This window comes from Streptomyces sp. bgisy027 (assembly GCF_057710365.1).
On sequence record NZ_JBYIVZ010000045.1, the window covers coordinates 33,100 to 51,538 of the forward strand.

Below are 18,439 nucleotides of genomic sequence, written 5' to 3' on the forward strand. Positions count from 1 at the left end.
GTGCGAGGCTGAAGGCGTTCGAGCCGATCGGCCCTCCCCCGGCCAGCCCCCCGTTCCCACCGCACCCGAGGACCCGAGCCCATGAGCCCCGCCGATGGCGACCGTGACCCCCAGCGCATCCTGATCGTCGACGACGAACCCGCGGTACGCGAAGCACTTCAGCGCAGCCTCGCCTTCGAGGGGTACGACACCGAGGTCGCGGTCGACGGCGCGGACGCGCTGGAGAAGGCGACCGTCTACCGGCCCGACCTCGTCGTCCTCGACATCCAGATGCCCCGCATGGACGGCCTGACCGCCGCCCGCCGCATCCGCGGCGCCGGTGACACCACGCCGATCCTGATGCTGACGGCCCGCGACACGGTCGGCGACCGCGTCACCGGGCTGGACGCCGGGGCCGACGACTACCTCGTCAAGCCGTTCGAACTGGACGAGCTGTTCGCCCGGGTCCGCGCGCTGCTGCGGCGCAGCTCGTACGCGGCGGCGGCCGGGGCCGGGGCGGTCGACGAGGACGAGGCGCTGACCTTCGCCGACCTGCGCATGGACCTCGCGACGCGGGAGGTCACCCGGGCCGGGCGGCCGGTGGAGCTGACCCGTACCGAGTTCACGCTGCTGGAGATGTTCATGGCGCATCCGCGCCAGGTGCTGACGCGCGAGCAGATCCTGAAGGCGGTCTGGGGCTTCGACTTCGAGCCGTCGTCGAACTCGCTCGACGTGTACGTCATGTACCTGCGCCGCAAGACCGAGGCGGGCGGCGAGCCGCGGCTCGTGCACACGGTGCGGGGCGTGGGCTATGTCCTGCGACAGGGCGGCGCCGAGTGAGCAAGGTCCTGCGCCGGTTCCGCTCCCTGCCGATCCGGTCCCGACTGGCGCTGCTGGTGGCGGCGGCGGTGGCGTTCGCGGTGGCGGCGGTTTCGGTGACCTGTTGGTTCATTGTGCAGGGGAAGCTGTACGAGCAGCTCAACGGCGACCTGAAGGAAATGGCGCGAAACCCCGGCACGGTCGGCTCGCTCCTGCGGAGCTGTACACAGGACCCCCAGGAGAACACCCAGGTGTTCCCGGGCCGGAACGACTACGTCCAGGCCATCAAGGAGGAGGGCGACCCCTGCGTCGACCAGAACTCTCCGGGCACGATCAAGGTCACCGGCTCCGACCAGGACGTGATCAAGGCTGCGAACGGCAGCGACTTCTACTTCCGCAACGGCACCGACGATGACGGCAACGACGTACGCGTGCTGACCCGGTACCTGGGCGTGGACGGGAGTGACGGGCGGGGGGTCGCCCTGCAGCTCGCGGTCCCCCTCAAAGGCACCGAGTCCACCCTCAACGACCTCGCCCTCATCCTCCTCCTCGTCTCCGGCGTAGGAGTGCTCGGCGCGGGCGCCGCCGGTCTCGCCGTGGCCCGTGCCGGGCTCCGCCCCGTCGACAAGCTCACGGAAGCCGTGGAACACGTCGCCCGCACCGAGGACCTGAACATCCGTATCCCGGTGGAGGACGACGCCGAGGACGAGGTGGCCCGTCTCTCGCGCTCCTTCAACTCCATGACCTCGGCGTTGGCCAGCTCCCGTGAGCTCCAGCAACAGCTGATCGCGGACGCGGGCCACGAACTCCGTACGCCCCTGACGTCACTGCGCACCAACATCGAACTCCTCACCCGCAGCGAGGAGACCGGCCGCCCCATCCCCGAGGCGGACCGCAAGGCCCTGCTGGCATCGGTGAAGGCGCAGATGACCGAACTCGCGGCGCTCATCGGCGACTTGCAGGAGCTGTCCCGCTCGGAGGGGCAGCGCGGTGAGCGCGTCCAGGTGATCTCGCTGGAGGACACGGTCGAGGCGGCCCTGCGCCGGGCCCGGCTCCGCGGCCCCGAGCTGACGATCACCGCCGACATCCAGCCCTGGTACGTCCGGGCGGAACCGGCGGCCCTCGAACGCGCGGTGGTCAACATCCTCGACAACGCGGTGAAGTTCAGCCCCGAGTCCGGCACGGTCGAGGTCGCCTTGCACGACGGCGTCCTGACCGTCCGCGACCACGGTCCCGGCATCCCCGCCGACGAACTCCCCTACGTCTTCGACCGCTTCTGGCGCTCCCCGAGCGCCCGGGCCCTGCCGGGGTCGGGGCTCGGCCTGTCGATCGTGGCCCGCACTGTCGAGCAGGCCGGCGGCCAGGTCACCCTCTCCCACGCGGACGGCGGCGGCACGGTGGCGACGGTACGACTGCCGGGGGCGCCTACGCCGCCGCCGGACGTTGTCTGACCAGACGGTGGGGATAACTGGCCGGAGCGCCTACTCTCCCGTCGGGGGCGGTGTTGGCGGGGCGCTCCCCTGCCAGAAGACCTCGTACACCAGGATCTGCGGATCCTCGGGACGGCGGATGAAGGTATAGATCATCCAGCCGTTGTGGTTGTCGAAGCTCAGGATGCGCGGCCCCTTCGGATCGCTGGACCGCACCGGCTCGACGTACATGGCTGAAGGCAGAGCAGCATCGCCGTCGATCCCCCGAAAATACGGGTCCTTCGCGGTGACCAGCTCCGCGCGGGCCTCGTCAAGCAGTTTCCGCACATGCTCGGGCAGCGCATCACGGCCTGCGAGGGCATCGAGCCGCCAATCCATCTGCCAAGGCGGCCCCATGAACTCTTCTGTCACTCCCCGGGCTCCACATTCCGCGTGCTGTAGCGGATCTTCGCCACCTCGTCGAGAAGGGCCTTGGCCTCAGCGATGTCGGTCGACTCAGCGGCGCGGTGCTGGAGCTCGATCACGTGGGCGTCCAGCTGCGGATCACGGGCGATCGCATACTCACACCACCAACGGGCGAGGAACGCAGGCACCGGAGCGAGGTTGTATGCGTCGCCGATCGCCCGCTTCCAGTGCGCGTCGAAGTCGGGCAGCAGTTGGGGGGCGTTCTCGGCGATGGCCCTGCGCAGCGCGTTCGGGGTCCGCTCGGGCATGGGAGGGACGACCGCATCGGGTTCCGCAGCGTGGGACGCCATGATCGGTTTCCTCCTTCGACGTGCCGTGTCTACGACCATATCCGCGCTCACCGTCCCGGCGCGGTTCGTCCGCGAACCGGCTCCGCCGGAGACAGCCGAGCCGGAGCGGAGCCTCTCGGATGCCGAGGCGCATCGGTGGTGAATGGTCGAACCGCCGAGGCGTTGGTGGTCGTGATCTCTGCCATGGGATCACCGTGACCGCCCGAACCCACGTGCGTCCCGGTTTCCCGCCCACATCACCCGACGGCGTGCAGATCCGCCCCGCGCTTGACGCCCGCCATGAACGCGGACCAGGACGATGCAGAGAAGATCAGAGCGCCGTCGTCCGGGCGCTTGCTGTCCCGGACGGGGACTATGCCGGGGTGGTCGTCGGAGACTTCGAGGCAGTCATTGGCGCCCCCCTCGCTGTAGCTCGACTTGCGCCACACGACAGTGCTGAGATCGGGGGTGCGCGTCATGATCTGTGCTCCTCCAGTACGCCCCTGATGAACGCCGACGAATCCGACGGGGACAGCGCCAGGTCGCGCAGCCGATCGTAGGACAATCGCTGCCGCAGAACCTCGTCCTGATCCTCGATCAAGCGGCTGCACCCGTTGCCCTCCTTGTAGGCAACGGCACTTCCGTCCCTCTGCCAGAGCAGGGTCAACGACCCGACCATATGGTGGTGCGCTCCCGCCGAGAACGGCAGTACCTGGAGCGTCATGTTGGGCCACAGAGCCGCAGCCTCAAGATGAAGCAGCTGGTCGTGCCAGGTCTTGCCGCTGGCAGCAGGCCGTCGAAGCGCGAACTCGTCCATGATGAGCCGGACTTCCGGCTCCGGCCTCTGCCTCAGCAGGTACTGCCGTCCGAGCCGAGCCGCCACCTGCTCCTCGACGACCTCATCGCCGTCAGCCGTTGTCTGAGCCCCAGACAACACCCCCCGTGCAAACTCCTCGGTCTGCAAAAGACCTGGAATCCCCGGCGAGAACACCCACATGATCCGGGCCGTCGCCTCCAGCGCCATGTACTCCTTGTACCGGTCCTTGAACGCGTCCAGCCGAGCCGCCTTCCAGTGGCTCAACAGCAGGTCACCGGTGCCGTAGTACCCGTCCAGGTCCTCCATGACCGTCACCTTGGACACCCGCTCCCCGGACTCCAGCCGGCTCAGGTAGCTCTTCTCGTACCCGGTCTCGTCGGCCAACTGCCCCAGCGACTTCCCGGCCTTCTCCCGCAGAACTCTGAGCGTCTGCCCCAGCATCGCCCGCCCGGATACCGGCTCAGCGTCAACCTTTTCGCCCACGTCACCCCTCACCGTTGTCTGCGCGCCAGACAACACCGAACCTCTTCCGCAGCGTACGTCCCACCTGTGACCATCAAGACACGAACGGTGATCACCGCTCGTCAGACCTGTCCGCCATGACAAGACCCCCGCAGCCGATGGCACTCGGCTCGGGGGCGTGGCCGACGCGTGCCCTGAAGGAGAGACCGCCGACATGCGCGAACGTACCGCCCGGCTCATCGGATCGCTACTGACTCCACTCGTACGGGTACTGATGCCGAGCCAGGGACGACACCGGGCGGTCCCACCCCAACCTCCGTCCGAACCAAGGTTGTTGGCCGTACAGCCCCGGCGCCCCGCCCGCATCTGCCCCTGTGAGCGCGAGCGGATCCTGCAACGCCGTCGCACCCTCTGGGTCGCCGCCTACGGCATCGACGCCGCCCCGCGGCCCGTCCGCCCGGTGGCGGTCTCCCGGTGAGCGGCCGCGCGCTCCGGCTGCTCCCCTGGACCACCCCCGACGGCAACCCCTGCTATCTCAGCGCCGACAGCGACCACAGCACGCTCTCCCGGCTCGCCAACGACATCGAAGCGGCCCAACTCGGCTCGGGCGAGCAGGTGGTGGCCGGTGCCAAGGCCGTCCTCGCCGACCCCGCTGCCGGTGAACGCGCGATCCGCTTCGCGCTCTCCCGGGCCGTGGAGTCGCTGGACGACGTGCTCCGTGTCGCGGTCAGCCGAGGCCGACGTATCCCCGACCCCGAGCCGAGGCCCGGAGGCTACGAGCGGTGAGGTAGGTCAAGGCGGGCGCCTGACAACGTCAAGAATCGACCAACGGTCGATCATGAGTTCCCCGCTCCCGGCCATGATTCAGCAACGCGAACATCTGCTTGATATTGCGAGCGTACGTTCCCTGCCGTGAAGACCCTTCCTGCTCCCACCCGCCGCGGACTGCTGCGGGCCGGGCTGACCGGGGCCACGGCGCTGGGGGCCACCGCCGCCCTCGGCACGGCCACGGCCCACGCCACCCCCACCACCCCCTCCCGTCACCGGCCCGGCACCCCCGACGAGGCCCTGCGTGAGCTCGCCGCGGGCAACCGGCGCTGGCGCACCTTCCGCGAGCGCCACCCCGACGAGTCGCCCGCGGTGCGGCAGAGCCTGACGTCGGGTCAGCATCCGTTCGCCGTCGTCCTCGGCTGCATCGACTCGCGCGTACCGCCGGAGCTGGTCTTCGACCAGGGGCTCGGTGACCTGATGACCGTGCGCTCCGCGGGCGAGGTGCTGGACGAGGCCGTGCTCGGCAGCGTCGCCTACGGGGTGCTGGAGCTGGACATACCGCTGGTGCTGGTGCTCGGGCACCAGTCGTGCGGCGCGGTGAAGGCCGCCGTCGAGGCGGACGAGTCGGGGGAGCCGCTGCCGGCCCATATCCAGTACATCGCCGACCAGATAGCCCCGAACATAGATCACACGCAGGAGGGCGACGCCCGCGTCGACTCGACCATCGACGTCAACGTCCGCGCCGTCCGCGCCCGGCTCGCCGCCGAGCCCGACCTCGCGGCGAAGGTGACGTCCGGTGAGCTCGCCATCGTCGGCGCCCGTTACGAACTGACGACCCAGCGCGTCCACCGGGTCTCCTGACGACCGGACCCGGCGTGCTCGGAGTCAGTGGAAGCCGAGCATGCCGGGGGAGTCGATGTCGACGGTCACCACACCGGGTGGGTAGTCCTCCTCCTGGTCGGTGAGCAGGATCGACATCCCGTTGAACTCGGGTCGTGGCAAGGCGCAGTACAGGGCGTGACAGGTATCGGCGCCGCCGAAGCCGTCCCGGATCATCGTGCCGACGCTCACCGACGCTACGGTGTCCAGGGAATCGACAACGACCGAGGAGAAAGCGAGCACCCGCCCCGCGGCGCCCGCGTCTTCCGATTCCACCTGCGTGAGACAGACAGCGGGTACGCGGAGCAGGTCACCCGGCGTGCGGGCCATGTTCCCGGCGAGAATGTTCAGCGTCTTGTGACCTTGTGCGAGGGCACGGGTGGCGCCGGTGTCGAGAATGATCACGCAGCAGCCCCATGCGCCATGCGGGCCTTCTCCGCGGCGATCCGGTAAATGTTGCCCAGCACATCGGGTGCCTTGTCGAACTCCTCATCGCTGATGTCGAGGCCGATCACGTCACGGACGACCTGCCGGTCGGCCGCCACGCGCTCGGCGATCTGCTCAGCCGTCCGCTGTTCCGAGGCCAGCTGCTCGACAAGCTGCCCCAAAGTCATCCCCCGCTCCTTGGCCACCTGTGCGAGGTGATCGCGGGCCTGTCGGGTCACCTGAATGGTCGTCGTTTCCGCCATAGATTCACCATAGCCGCACTAGGACGGGGTGTGCCCGGTTTCCCGACCCACTTCACCCGGACGTGCAAGCGCACAGCGATCAGCGCCCCACCGCCAGGTCCGCGCCCTCCAGGCGCACCCTGATCCCGTCCTTCTCCACCCGCACGTCCCGCAGCGCCACCCGGCCGCTCGGGGGTTCCGGCAGGCGGAAGCCCAGGGAGAGCCGGTCGGTGAGGACCGGGCGGGTGAGGCGGGGCAGGGCGTCCAGGAGGGCGGGGTCGAAGCCCAGGAGGGCGAGGAGCCGGGGGTGGTCCAGGGCCAGGTCGATCAGGTTCAGGCGCATCGCCCGGTGCAGGAAGCGCGGGGTGCCGACCAGGTCGGTGAGCTTGGACTCGTTGCGCAACGCCTCGCGGACGAGGGAGTCGGGTACGCCCAGCCGCCGTACCACCGCCGGGACGGACAGCAGCGCCTTCGCCTTGCGGGTCTCGTGGGAGAGGCGGGTCACCGACTCGCGGCTGAGGTGCAGGCCCTCGGAGGTGCGGGCGCCGGGCCGGTACGTGGCCAGGTCGCCGATGTCCAGGCGCATCCCGCCGATGTGCGTGGCGATGCCGCGGTCGCCGCTGCGCACGATCCGGGCCTCGGCCCGCAGCCGCAGGTCGTGCCCGGCGACCGGCAGGGTGCCCCGCGCCCGGACCCGGTCGCGTCCCTCCCCGGTGAACGTCACCTGGGACGCGCCGAGTTCGCGGTTCAGGTCGGCGAAGGAGAGCAGGACGTCGCCCTCCAGGTGGGGGACGTCGGCGCCGCGCACCGAGGCCAGGCCGTCGGTGTCCAGCCGTACGTCCTTCGCCGTCGCCGTCACCTGGGCCAGCGAGATCCGGTCGGCGGCGACGTCGGGGACGGTCACCTTGACCGAGTCCAGCCGTTCGTCGGCGAGCTGGGTGAGGAAGGGGAAGCCGGCGATCTCGACCTCGGGAGCGGCCGTGAGCTTCAGCCGGGTCTTGAGAGTGTCCGCCGCTCTGCGCTCGGCGTACAGCAGCGCCCAGCGGTCGGCGAGGGTGAGGAAGGCGGCGACGACGAGGATCCCGACGACCGCCTTCATCGCGAAGGGGAGGCCCGCGAGGCGACCGCGCCGCTTGCGCCGGCTGCCCTTGCGGTGGTTGGGCGGGACCCAGGGGTCGTCCTGGGTCCCTTCCAGATCCACGTCCTCGACGAGGAACTCATCCAGCGGACCACGGTCCGCACTGCCGAGTTCGTCATACGGGTTTCGATAGGGATGCGCCGTTATGTGGTGGGGGGAACGCATCGGCCCATCCGACCATGTACACGCCCCCCACCCGCAACCGCTACCGAAGGTTTGCGATCTAGTTCACGCCAGGTCACAAACTTCGTTCTTGAACTACTGCACCACGGTGATCCGGTCCGCCGCCGGCGGCTGGATCGGGTTCGTCGCCGAGGAGTTGGCCGTCAGGTACTTCTCCAGCACCGTCAGGTCGTCCGTGCCGACGAGGTCGTTGGTGCCCTGGCCCAGCGTGGTGAAGCCGTCGCCGCCGCCCGCGAGGAAGTTGTTCATCGCGACGCGGTAGGTGGCCGCCGGGTCGATCGCCGCACCGTTCAGCTTGATGGAGTCCGTCACCACACGGTCCGCGCCCGACTTCGTCAGGTCCAGCGTGTAGGTGAGGCCCGAGGAGATCTGGAGGATCTTCGGGGAGGCCGCGTTCGTGCCGCTGACCTGCTCCTTGAGCACCTGGATCAGCTGCGCGCCGGTGAGGTCCTGGAGGTTGACCGTGTTGGAGAACGGCTGCACCGTGAAGCCCTCGGCGTAGGTCACCACGCCGTCGCCCTCGCTGCCCTTGGCCGCGTAGGTCAGCGGCGCCCGGATGCCGCCGGGGTTCATCAGCGCCAGGTCGGTCTCCGGGTCCAGCTCCTTGCCGTACGCGAGCTGCGCGTCCGCGATCAGGTCACCGAGCGGGGACTCGGTGCCGGCGTTGGGGATGTCCGCGGAGATGTGGCCGATCGCACGGTTGCCGATGGGCGCCGCGAGGGTGTTCCACTTCGAGATCAGCTCGGTCATGTCGGGCGCCTTGGGGACGTCCCGGGTGACCACGCGGTTCGCGGACTTCACGGCCGTACGGGCGATGTCGCCGGTGAAGCGGTCGTACGTCAGCGTCGTGTCGGTGTAGAGGCGGCCGAAGGACGCGGCCGAGGTGACCATGCGGGGCTTGCCCGAGGGGTCGGGGATCGTGCAGACGTAGGCCGCGTGCGTGTGGCCCGTCACCAGCGCGTCCACGGACGGCGTGATGTTCTCGGCGATGTCGGCGATCGGGCCGGAGATGCCGTCGCCGGCGCCCGGGGAGTCGCAGTTGTAGTTGTACGCGCCGGAGGCCGGCTGCCCGCCCTCGTGGATCAGCGCGACGATCGACTTCACGCCCTGGCGCTGGAGCACCCTGGCGTACTTGTTGATCGTCTCGACCTCGTCCTTGAACTTCAGGCCCTTGACGCCCTCGGCGGAGACGACGCCCGGAGTGTCCTCCAGGGTCACGCCGATGAAGCCGATCTTGACGTCCTTCTTCTTCCACACCCAGTAGGGCCGGAGGATCGGACGCCCGCTCTTCTCGTCGAGGACGTTCGCGGCGAGATAGGGGAAGTCGGCGCCCTTGAACTTCTTGTCCGTGTAGCAGCCGGCCGTCGGGTGGCAGCCGCCGTTCTGGAGGCGGGCCAGCTCCTTGGCGCCCTCGTCGAACTCGTGGTTGCCGACGGAGGTGATGTCCAGGTCGAGCTTGTTCAGCGCCTCGATGGTGGGCTCGTCGTGGAAGAGGCCCGAGATCAGCGGGGAGGCGCCGACCATGTCGCCGCCGGCCGCGGTGATGGAGTACTTCTCGCCCTCGCGTGCCTGACGCAGGTGGGTGGCGAGGTACTCCACGCCGCCCGCGTCGATGGTCTTCGTCGTGCCGTCCGCCTGGAGTTCGGTGACCCGGCCGGAGGAGCCGGCCGGCGGCTCCAGGTTGCCGTGCAGGTCGTTGAACGACAGCAGCTGGACGTCCTGGTAGCGGCTGAAGTGGTGACCGCCGCCGTGCTTCTGGGAGCTCTCGCCCGCCGACGCCGTCGCGGGGAGGGCCGCGGCCAGGGCACCCGCGGTGGCGAGCGTCGCGGCGGTGGCGACCAGAGCGTACGTACGGCGTCTGCGGTTGTGCTGGTGGGATGTGGCTGACATCCGCCCCCCTGTGAGTCGTGAATGACATGGCCCCGTCGGGCGGCAGCCTAGAGTCAACGCGCGTAGCGCGACAGGGGGTTCCGGGTTACAGCCTGGTTGCTTCTGAGGTTGCCGCCGCCCTTGATTTCCGTGCCGGGACTTTGCCCGGACCGCCCCTTACCCTCGTACGCATGACCAGCGACGACACCGCACGCCCCCTCCCCACCCGTGCCATCGAGACCTACTCCGCGCTCACCCCCGAGCAGACCGAGGCCGTACTGGAGCTGCTGGCGGAGGCCGCCCGGAACGACGGGCAGCAGGCGGTGTCCGAACAGGGCCGGCTCCAGCTGCGCCATCACATGGCGTCGGGCAGCGACTCGTTCGAGGGTGCCGGCGGGCGACGGGCGGGAGAGCGCGAGGGCGTCTCGCATCTGCTGCTGACCGTCGCCGGCGAACTCGTCGGTTACGCCCAGCTGGAGGACACCGACCCGGTGGAAGCCCCGGCCGCCGAACTCGTCGTCCACCCCTCGCACCGCGGCCACGGCCACGGCCGCGCGCTCGGGGCGGCGCTGCTCGGCGCGTCCGGCAAGCGGCTGCGGGTGTGGGCCCACGGCGGCCACTCCGCGGCCCGCCATCTCTCCCAGGTCCTCGGCCTCACCCTGTTCCGCGAACTGCGCCAGATGCGCCGCCCGCTGGCCGATCTGAACCTGCCGGACCCGGTGCTCCCCGAGGGCGTCACGGTCCGCACCTTCGTGCCGGGCCAGGACGACGCGGCCTGGCTCGCCGTGAACGCCGCCGCCTTCGCCCACCACCCCGAGCAGGGTTCCCTCGTCCAGCGCGACCTCGACGACCGCAAGGCCGAGCCGTGGTTCGACCCGGCCGGGTTCTTCCTGGCGGAACGGGACGGCGAGCTTGTCGGCTTCCACTGGACGAAGGTCCACGCGGAGGAAGGGCTCGGCGAGGTGTACGTCCTCGGGGTGCGGCCGGGCGCCCAGGGCGGCGGTCTGGGCAAGGCCCTGACGACGATCGGCCTGCGGCACCTGGCGGCCCAGGGGCTGCCCACGGCGATGCTCTACGTCGACGCGGACAACAAGGCGGCGGTGTCGGTGTACGAGCGGCTCGGGTTCACGACGTACGAGACGGACCTGATGTACCGCACGGAGACCTGACAGCGGGCTCGGACAACCGACATAACTCCCATAAGGGGCGGCGACCTTGACGCCGCCCCTTTCTTTGCACCACCCTTTCACTACTCAATTAGTGAAAGGGTGGTGGAACGGATGGTCGAGTACCGCATCGACCGGCGCTCCGGCGTCGCCACCTACGTGCAGATCGTCCAGCAGACCAAACAGGCCCTGCGTCTGGGCCTGTTGGAGCCGGGCGACAAGCTGCCGACGGCCCGCGAGGTCGTCGAGGCGACCGCCATCAATCCCAACACCGTGCTCAAGGCCTACCGCGAACTGGAACGCGAGGGCCTGGTCGAGGCACGACGGGGGCTCGGCACGTTCGTGCGACGGGGACTGAACACCGCGCCGGCGGACTCGCCGTTGCGCACCGAGCTGGACGCCTGGGCCGCACGGGCCCGCGCGGCCGGGCTGGACCGCGACGACGTGGACGCGCTCTTCACTTCCGTACTGGACACGCACTTCAAGGGGGACGAGTCATGACCGGGACCGCCATCGAGGCGGCAGCGCTGAGCAGGACGTTCGGGCGACGGCGCAAGGCAGCGCTGGACGCGTGCGACTTCCGGCTCCCGACGGGCAGCGTGTGTGCCGTGGTCGGCCCGAACGGCGCCGGCAAGTCGACCCTGCTCGCCCTCGCCGCGGGGCTGATCCGCCCCACCGACGGCACCCTCACCGTCCTCGGCCAGGCCCCGGCGGCGGTCCGCGAACGACTCGCGTACGTCGCCCAGGACAAGCCCCTGCACTCTCAGCTCACCGTCGCCGACACCCTGCGCTTCGGCCGTGAGCTCAACCCCGGCCGCTGGGACGCGAAGGTCGCCGAGCGGATCGTCGACGAGGGCGAACTCGAACCGGACGCCAGGATCCGCACCCTCTCCGGCGGCCAGCGCACCCGCGTCGCGCTCGCCCTCGCCCTCGGCAAGCGGCCCGAACTGCTGCTCCTGGACGAGCCGATGGCCGACCTCGACCCGCTGGCCCGGCACCAGCTGATGGCCACCCTCATGGCCGACGCCGCCGAGCACGGCACCACGGTTGTCATGTCCTCGCACGTCGTGGCCGAGCTGGACGGCTCCTGCGACCACCTCCTGCTGCTCGGCGCCGGCCGGGTCCGCCTCGCCGGCCCGCTGGACGACCTGCTCGCCGCCCACCGCCTCGTCACCGGCCGGGCCGACACGTCCCTCGACTCCCACACCGTGATCGAGTCCCGCACGACGGGCCGCCAACTCACCGCCCTGGTACGTCCACAAGGGCCGCTCGACACCGACCTGCAGGCCACCGCCCCGACCCTGGAGGAGCTGGTCCTGGCCCACCTGCGCGCCCCGCAGGCCCCGGTCCTGCGCCTCGACGACGTGCGGGAGGCCGCCGTATGACCGCCGTGACGACCGTCGAGACGTCCACCGCCGCCACGTCCTCCCGGGGGCCGCGCGGGCTGCTCTGGACGATGCTGCGGGTGCACCGCTGGGCGCTGTGGTTCTGGGTGCTGCTGGTGGCCTTCGGCGCGGGAGCGCTGCTGTGGGCGTACGGTCCGGGGGCGGACGCCGCCTGGGCCGAGTTCCGGCGGCTGGGGTGCGACTCGGCGCAGCCGGTCCTGGTCTGTGACTACACGGGCCCCGCCTACAAGCGGTACGACACCTTCAACAGCCTCGGCGCCGGAGTGCTCGGCCTCGCACCCTTCCTCGCCGCGGCCTGGGCGGGCGGGGCGCTGATCGGGCGTGAGCTGGAGAACGGCACGGCTCAGCTGGCGTGGACCCAGTCCGTCACCCCGGCCCGCTGGCTGGCCGCCAAACTCGCGGTGCCGGCCGCCCTGCTCGCCACCGGCACCCTCGCGCTCACGCTGCTGCACCGGCTGATGTGGTCCACGGACGGACAGCTGCGTCTGGCGATGGGCTCACGGGACTGGTACCAGAGCACCACCTTCGAGGCCAACGGCACCCTCGCCACGGCGTACGTCCTGCTCGGCCTCGCCGTCGGCGTCCTCGCCGGCCTGCTCCAGCGCCGGGCGCTGCCCGCACTGGGCACGGCGGTCGTCGGCATGGTCCTCGTCTCGTCCCTGCTCGGCACCCTGCGCCCGTACCTGTGGCCGGTCGAGACGCTGACCGCCGAGGACGGCTACCCGGAGTACATCGGCATGGTCCTCGGCGACGGCGCGCTCACCTCCACCGGCGCGCGGGTCTCGGACCCCCTGTGCATCGACGACGCCAAGTGTCTGGCCGACCACGACATCGTCGGCTTCTACCGCGACTACCACCCCGCCTCCCACTTCTGGCCCCTCCAGCTGGTGGAGACGGGCATCGTCCTCGCGGTCACCGCCCTGGTGGTCCTGATCGCCTTCCGGCTGCTGAAGCGCCGTACGGGGGTCGCCGTATGACCGCTACGCTCCCCGCGACGGCGACCGCGGCCACCCGCAGCTCACGCCTGGTTCCACGCGGCCCGGCCTGGGTCGTGCTGCGTGTGCACCGCACGGCGCTGGTCTTCTGGGGCCTGGCCGTGACCGCCGCCGTCGCCGCGCTGATCTGGATGCACGCCATCGGTGACGAGGCCCGCCTGGGAATGATCGGATGCGCCGAGCCGCCCGTCGACGGCCTGCCCTCGTGCGCGGCCGCCGAGGCGATCACCGTCGACGACACCTACCAGGCGGTCATCTCCATGATCGCCACGAGCCTGTCGTACTCGATCTTCTGCGTGGCCGCCTGGGCGGGCGGCTCGCTCGTCGGGCGCGAGCTGGAGAACGGCACCGCGCGGCTGGCCTGGACCCAGTCCGTCACCCCGGCCCGCTGGCTGGCCGCCAAGCTCACCGTGCCGGCCGCGCTGATCACCGCCGGAACCGGTGGGGTCGCACTCGCGCACGTGTGGGCGCGGGGGGACGACGACATGGTCGGCGACTGGTACCACTCGGACGTCTTCCTGGGCACCGGCCCGACCGCCGTCGCCTACCCGCTGGCGGGTCTCGCACTCGGCGCGCTCGCCGGCCTGCTGCTGCGCCGGGCGCTGCCCGCCGCGGGGGTGGGGTTCGCGGTCGCGCTCGTGCTGTACAACGTGCTGGAGCGCAGCCGCGAGCACCTGTGGCCGACGGTCACCCTTGTCGAGGCGGGCGGCGTGGAGCAGATTCGTTCGGCCTGGTGGCTGTCCTCCGGGGCCCCCACGCGTGCGACCGTGCACCCCCGGTCACACTTCTGGCCGCTTCAGCTCGTCGAGACCGGCATCCTTCTCGCCGTCGCGGCCACCGCGACCCTCGTCGCGTTCCGGCTGCTGCGCCGCCGCACCCCGTAGGTTCCGCCGCACGTCCCTCCACGGGGGGAGGGACGTGCGGTCCGGGCACGTGGACGCCCGCGGGCCGCCCCCCGCTATCCCGCACGCCATGTCTCCGTAACCATTGGTTCAGACGGACTTGCGACGCTGCGCCAATGACCGCCGCCGTGCCAGAGCCTTCGCTTCCCGCACAGGGGAGCGCGAGGAACGGGGACGCACGACGCCTCCCCGCGACGCTCCCGCCCGCGCTTTCCGACGCGCCCATCGGCCTCGATGCGCGGAACAATGGACATATGAGCCAGTCCTCCAATGCCCAGACCGGTGTCCAGCACGCGCAGCCCTCCGTGGGCTCCATTGCGGCGCACCGCCCGCACACGGTCACCTCGGCGGTCGTCTCCGATCTGGAACCCGACATCGACGCCGATCTCGACGCCTACGAGGTCACCGAGATCGAAGGCGTCCAGTTGCCCCAGGGCCGGTTCCTGGACCGGGAGCGCAGCTGGCTCGCGTTCAACGAGCGCGTGCTCGAACTCGCCGAGGACCCGAACACCCCGCTGCTGGAGCGGGCCAACTTCCTGGCGATCTTCGCCAGCAACCTGGACGAGTTCTTCATGGTCCGCGTGGCCGGACTGAAGCGCCGTATCGCCACCGGTGTCGCCACCCGGTCCGCGTCCGGGCTCCAGCCCCGCGAGGTCCTGGAGATGATCTGGGCCCGCTCGCGCGAGCTGATGGCCCGGCACGCCGCGTGCTACCACGAGGACGTCGCGCCCGCGCTCGCCGAGGAGAGCATCCACCTCGTCCGCTGGAACGAGCTGACGGAGAAGGAACAGGCCCGCCTCTTCACGCTGTTCCGGCACCAGATCTTCCCGGTGCTGACGCCGCTGGCCGTCGACCCGGCCCACCCGTTCCCCTACATCTCCGGCCTGTCGCTGAACCTGGCCGTGCGCGTACGCAACCCCGTCACCGGCACGCCGCACTTCGCCCGCGTGAAGGTGCCGCCGCTGCTCTCCCGCTTCTTGGAGGCCTCCCCCGGCCGGTTCGTCCCGCTGGAGGACGTGATCGCCGCGCATCTGGAGGAGCTCTTCCCGGGCATGGAGGTGCTGGAGCACCACGCCTTCCGGGTCACCCGCAACGAGGACCTGGAGGTGGAGGAGGACGACGCCGAGAACCTCCTCCAGGCTCTGGAGAAGGAGCTCATGCGGCGCCGCTTCGGCCCGCCGGTGCGCCTGGAGGTCGAGGAGAACATCAACCAGGAGGTCCTGGACCTGCTGGTGCGCGAGCTGAAGATCAGCGAGGCCGAGGTCTACCCGCTGACCGGCCCCCTGGACCTCACGGGCCTCTTCCGCATCGCCTCCATCGACCGGCCCGAGCTGAAGTACCCGAAGTTCGTCGCGGGCACCCATCGCGATCTCGCCGAGGTCGAGTCGGCGTCCGCGCCGGACATCTTCGCGGCCCTGCGCAACCGGGACGTGCTGCTGCACCACCCCTACGACTCGTTCTCCACGTCCGTGCAGGCCTTCCTGGAGCAGGCCGCCGACGACCCGGACGTCCTCGCGATCAAGCAGACCCTGTACCGCACCTCCGGCGACTCCCCCATAGTCAACGCGCTCATCGACGCCGCGGAGGCCGGCAAGCAGGTCCTGGTGCTGGTGGAGATCAAGGCCCGCTTCGACGAGCACGCCAACATCAAGTGGGCGCGCAAGCTGGAGGAGGCCGGCTGCCATGTCGTCTACGGCCTCGTCGGTCTGAAGACGCACTGCAAACTGTCGCTGGTGGTCCGCCAGGAGGGCGAGACGCTGCGGCGCTACAGCCACGTCGGCACCGGCAACTACCACCCGAAGACGGCACGGCTGTACGAGGACCTGGGCCTGCTGACCGCCGACCCCCAGGTCGGCGCGGACCTGTCCGACCTGTTCAACCGGCTGTCCGGCTACTCGCGGCGGGAGACCTACCGGCGGCTGCTGGTCGCCCCGAAGTCCCTGCGCGACGGGCTGATCGCACGGATCAACAAGGAGGTCCAGCACCACCGTGCCGGGCGCCCCGCCTACGTCCGCATCAAGGTCAACTCCATCGTCGACGAGGCGCTCATCGACGCCTGCTACGGCGCGTCCCAGGCGGGCGTGCCGGTCGACATCTGGGTCCGCGGCATCTGCGCGATCCGTCCGGGCGTGGCCGGACTGTCGGAGAACATCCGGGTCCGCTCCGTCCTCGGCCGCTTCCTCGAACACTCCCGGGTCTTCGGCTTCGGCAACGGCGGCGAACCCGAGGTGTGGATAGGCAGCGCCGACATGATGCACCGCAACCTCGACCGCCGTATCGAGGCCCTGGTCAGGGTCACCGACCCGGCCCACCGTGCCGCACTGAACCGGCTCCTGGAGACCGGTATGTCCGACACCACCGCGTCCTGGCACCTGGGCCCGGACGGCGAGTGGACCAGGCACGCGACGGACGCGGAGGGCCAGCCCCTGCGCAACGTCCAGGAGATGCTCATAGACGCCCGGAGGCGCCGGCGTGGCACAGCAACACCTTGACCCGACGGACCCCACGGCCGGGGATGTGTCCGGGGACGCCCTCGCGGGCTACCTGCGCGCCCAGGCCACGGAGTTCCTGCGAGCCCTGCGCCTGCACCGGGAGACCGGTGGCGAGGGAGGTGCCCCGGCGCGCACCAAGGCCCGCGCGGGGGACAACGGCTCGCAGGATGCCGTCGACGCGGCCCGGGCGCTGCGGCGCTCGGCCCGCCGTATCAGCGCCAGCCTGCACACCTTCCGCCCGCTGCTGGACGCCGACTGGTCGGAGGCCATCCGTCCCGAACTGGCCTGGCTCTCCGGCACGCTGGCGATGGAGCACGCCTACGCGGCCCGCCTGGAGCGCCTGCTGCTGGCGCTGCACCGGCTGTCGGGGGCGGCGGCAGTGCCGGCACAGACGGGTGTGCTCGGCGTGCCCGGCGCCGGGGAGGCGGCCGGTGAGGGCGGATCCGCAGGCGGGCGTACCGACGCAGCCGGCGCGGCTGCGGTCAGTCGTGCCGCCGGGGCGGCACCCGTCCCGCAGAAAGCGGCACCGGTCAACGCCGGTCCCGCCACCCACCCGGCGGCCACCACGGAACGCGGCAACCTCACCGTCGGCGCCGCCAAAGCGGGCGCCCTGCTCGAACGCCAGCTGACCCTCGCCCGGACCCGCGCCCACTCCAGTGCCCTCCAGGCCCTCGGCTCCTCCCGCTTCCACGCCGTCGCCGACAACATCGCCGTACTGGCCAGCGAGGTCCCGCTCACCCCGGCCGCGGCCACCGCCGACCTGCGCCCCCTGGCGGGCGCGGCCGAGGAGCGGCTCACCGACGCGGTGGCGGCGCTGCCGCTGGTGACCGCGGGCCACCCGTACAACGCCGAGGCCCTGATCCACGGCCTCTCCCCCGACCCGGCGCCGCATCCGCAGGACGCGCCCTGGCACCAGGTCCGCCTGCTGCTGCGCCTGCACCGTTACGCCCGTGAGGTCCTGCACGGCGACTCGGCTCCGGTGGACGTACGGCTGCTGGCGGCCGGCCAGGCCCTCAACCGGCACCGCGACGCCTCCGAGGCGGCGGCCGCCGCGGCCCAGGCCGCCCGCACCCCGCGCATCGCCCCCGCCACGGCGTACGCCCTCGGTGTGCTGCACGCCGACCAGCGGCACGAGGTGGAGGCGGCGCGGTTCGCGTTCCAGCAGTCCTGGCAGATGCAGACCGTGGGCACCCCTTATCACCCCTGATCCACGCCCTGGGAACCCCTGAAACACAGGCAATCCCGAAGGAGGCAACCCCCGGTGACTTCCGCTGACGACCTCACCGTCCAAGCGGCCGGCTGTGTCCTGTGGCGCCGTTCGCCGGTAGGCGGTGAGCTGGAGATATGCCTGGTCCACCGACCGAAGTACGACGACTGGTCGCACCCGAAGGGCAAGTTGAAGCGCGGCGAGGCCCCCCTCGCGGGCGCGCTGCGCGAGGTGCTGGAGGAGACGGGGCACTCCGCCGAGCCCGGTGCCGAGCTGCCGACGATGCGTTATCCGGCCAACGGCCGGCCCAAGGTGGTCCGCTACTGGGCGGCCGAGGCGGGCCCCGGCGCCTTCGCGCCCAACGCCGAGGTGGACCGCCTGCTGTGGCTCACGCCCACGGCCGCCCGGAGCCGACTGACCCAACCGAGGGACCGGGACCTGGTGGACGCCCTGCTGGAATCGCTGCGGCTGGCATAGTCCCGTTCAACCCCGACAAAGTCTCGGAATACACCCGTGTCCTCA

The 18,439-nt window shown here is 70.9% G+C and carries 21 protein-coding genes; 13 read left to right on the forward strand and 8 right to left on the reverse strand.

Annotation, left to right across the window (positions count from 1 at the left end; translation table 11 throughout):
- Positions 1 to 81 precede the first annotated feature (81 nt).
- Positions 82 to 819, forward strand: coding sequence for a response regulator transcription factor (locus tag AC3ETA_RS35465; protein ID WP_432196994.1), 738 nt, complete (start codon positions 82 to 84; stop codon positions 817 to 819).
- Complete coding sequence (locus AC3ETA_RS35470) at positions 816 to 2,249, forward strand: HAMP domain-containing sensor histidine kinase (RefSeq protein ID WP_432196995.1); 1,434 nt, start codon at positions 816 to 818, stop codon at positions 2,247 to 2,249. The genes AC3ETA_RS35465 and AC3ETA_RS35470 overlap by 4 nt, the downstream gene beginning before the upstream one ends.
- A 30-nt stretch (positions 2,250 to 2,279) precedes the next feature.
- Here AC3ETA_RS35470 and AC3ETA_RS35475 read toward each other — a convergent pair whose 3' ends face one another.
- From AC3ETA_RS35475 to AC3ETA_RS35490, 4 genes are all read right to left on the reverse strand, one after another.
- Positions 2,280 to 2,639 carry a hypothetical protein gene (locus AC3ETA_RS35475; protein WP_432196996.1) on the reverse strand — a complete coding sequence of 120 codons (360 nt, stop codon included), beginning with the start codon at positions 2,637 to 2,639 and terminating at the stop codon, positions 2,280 to 2,282.
- Positions 2,636 to 2,983, reverse strand: coding sequence for a DUF6247 family protein (locus AC3ETA_RS35480; protein ID WP_432196997.1), 348 nt, complete (start codon positions 2,981 to 2,983; stop codon positions 2,636 to 2,638). The genes AC3ETA_RS35475 and AC3ETA_RS35480 overlap by 4 nt, the downstream gene beginning before the upstream one ends.
- Positions 2,984 to 3,219: 236 nt before the next feature.
- Positions 3,220 to 3,441 carry a DUF397 domain-containing protein gene (locus AC3ETA_RS35485; protein WP_432196998.1) on the reverse strand — a complete coding sequence of 74 codons (222 nt, stop codon included), beginning with the start codon at positions 3,439 to 3,441 and terminating at the stop codon, positions 3,220 to 3,222.
- A complete protein-coding gene (locus tag AC3ETA_RS35490; protein WP_432196999.1) occupies positions 3,438 to 4,262 on the reverse strand; it encodes a helix-turn-helix domain-containing protein in 825 nt (274 codons plus the stop codon). Before AC3ETA_RS35490 ends, AC3ETA_RS35485 begins: the two co-directional genes overlap by 4 nt.
- A gap of 313 nt (positions 4,263 to 4,575) precedes the next feature.
- Here AC3ETA_RS35490 and AC3ETA_RS35495 point away from each other — a divergent pair, with 313 nt between their 5' ends.
- The 3 genes from AC3ETA_RS35495 (at position 4,576) to AC3ETA_RS35505 (ending at position 5,873) form a co-directional block, all read left to right on the forward strand.
- Positions 4,576 to 4,719 (forward strand): hypothetical protein, encoded by a 144-nt coding sequence (locus AC3ETA_RS35495; RefSeq protein ID WP_432197000.1) that lies wholly within the window; start codon positions 4,576 to 4,578, stop codon positions 4,717 to 4,719.
- Positions 4,716 to 5,027: a hypothetical protein gene (locus AC3ETA_RS35500; protein WP_432197001.1), complete on the forward strand. Its 312-nt coding sequence runs from the start codon at positions 4,716 to 4,718 to the stop codon at positions 5,025 to 5,027. The genes AC3ETA_RS35495 and AC3ETA_RS35500 overlap by 4 nt, the downstream gene beginning before the upstream one ends.
- Positions 5,028 to 5,153: 126 nt before the next feature.
- On the forward strand, positions 5,154 to 5,873 hold the full coding sequence (locus tag AC3ETA_RS35505) for a carbonic anhydrase (protein ID WP_432197002.1): 720 nt from the start codon (positions 5,154 to 5,156) through the stop codon (positions 5,871 to 5,873).
- Between the two features lie 24 nt (positions 5,874 to 5,897).
- Here AC3ETA_RS35505 and AC3ETA_RS35510 read toward each other — a convergent pair whose 3' ends face one another.
- The 4 genes from AC3ETA_RS35510 to AC3ETA_RS35525 form a co-directional block, all read right to left on the reverse strand.
- Complete coding sequence (locus AC3ETA_RS35510) at positions 5,898 to 6,296, reverse strand: hypothetical protein (RefSeq protein ID WP_432197003.1); 399 nt, start codon at positions 6,294 to 6,296, stop codon at positions 5,898 to 5,900.
- Positions 6,293 to 6,580, reverse strand: a complete 288-nt coding sequence (locus tag AC3ETA_RS35515; protein ID WP_432197004.1) for a hypothetical protein — start codon at positions 6,578 to 6,580, stop codon at positions 6,293 to 6,295. Before AC3ETA_RS35515 ends, AC3ETA_RS35510 begins: the two co-directional genes overlap by 4 nt.
- Before the next feature lie 79 nt (positions 6,581 to 6,659).
- Positions 6,660 to 7,862: an LmeA family phospholipid-binding protein gene (locus AC3ETA_RS35520; protein WP_432197005.1), complete on the reverse strand. Its 1,203-nt coding sequence runs from the start codon at positions 7,860 to 7,862 to the stop codon at positions 6,660 to 6,662.
- A 93-nt stretch (positions 7,863 to 7,955) separates the two neighbouring features.
- The gene (locus tag AC3ETA_RS35525) at positions 7,956 to 9,770 is read right to left on the reverse strand and encodes a bifunctional metallophosphatase/5'-nucleotidase (RefSeq protein ID WP_432197006.1); all 1,815 of its coding nucleotides are present in this window, start codon (positions 9,768 to 9,770) and stop codon (positions 7,956 to 7,958) included.
- A gap of 170 nt (positions 9,771 to 9,940) precedes the next feature.
- On the opposite strand from AC3ETA_RS35525, the gene mshD reads away from it, so the two are divergent.
- From mshD to AC3ETA_RS35565, 8 genes are all read left to right on the forward strand, one after another.
- Positions 9,941 to 10,918, forward strand: a complete 978-nt coding sequence (mshD, locus tag AC3ETA_RS35530) for a mycothiol synthase (RefSeq protein ID WP_432197007.1) — start codon at positions 9,941 to 9,943, stop codon at positions 10,916 to 10,918.
- 111 nt (positions 10,919 to 11,029) lie between these two features.
- Positions 11,030 to 11,416, forward strand: a complete 387-nt coding sequence (locus AC3ETA_RS35535; RefSeq protein ID WP_030958763.1) for a GntR family transcriptional regulator — start codon at positions 11,030 to 11,032, stop codon at positions 11,414 to 11,416.
- The gene (locus tag AC3ETA_RS35540) at positions 11,413 to 12,300 is read left to right on the forward strand and encodes an ABC transporter ATP-binding protein (RefSeq protein ID WP_432197008.1); all 888 of its coding nucleotides are present in this window, start codon (positions 11,413 to 11,415) and stop codon (positions 12,298 to 12,300) included. Before AC3ETA_RS35535 ends, AC3ETA_RS35540 begins: the two co-directional genes overlap by 4 nt.
- Positions 12,297 to 13,298, forward strand: a complete 1,002-nt coding sequence (locus tag AC3ETA_RS35545; protein WP_432197009.1) for an ABC transporter permease — start codon at positions 12,297 to 12,299, stop codon at positions 13,296 to 13,298. The genes AC3ETA_RS35540 and AC3ETA_RS35545 overlap by 4 nt, the downstream gene beginning before the upstream one ends.
- Positions 13,295 to 14,200, forward strand: a complete 906-nt coding sequence (locus tag AC3ETA_RS35550) for a hypothetical protein (RefSeq protein ID WP_432197010.1) — start codon at positions 13,295 to 13,297, stop codon at positions 14,198 to 14,200. Before AC3ETA_RS35545 ends, AC3ETA_RS35550 begins: the two co-directional genes overlap by 4 nt.
- 134 nt (positions 14,201 to 14,334) lie before the next feature.
- Positions 14,335 to 16,710 carry an RNA degradosome polyphosphate kinase gene (locus AC3ETA_RS35555; protein WP_432197011.1) on the forward strand — a complete coding sequence of 792 codons (2,376 nt, stop codon included), beginning with the start codon at positions 14,335 to 14,337 and terminating at the stop codon, positions 16,708 to 16,710.
- Entirely contained in the window at positions 16,691 to 17,917 is a 1,227-nt protein-coding gene (locus AC3ETA_RS35560) for a CHAD domain-containing protein (protein ID WP_432197012.1), read from the forward strand. Before AC3ETA_RS35555 ends, AC3ETA_RS35560 begins: the two co-directional genes overlap by 20 nt.
- A gap of 54 nt (positions 17,918 to 17,971) precedes the next feature.
- The gene (locus tag AC3ETA_RS35565) at positions 17,972 to 18,394 is read left to right on the forward strand and encodes an NUDIX hydrolase (RefSeq protein ID WP_432197013.1); all 423 of its coding nucleotides are present in this window, start codon (positions 17,972 to 17,974) and stop codon (positions 18,392 to 18,394) included.
- Positions 18,395 to 18,439: the final 45 nt, after the last annotated feature.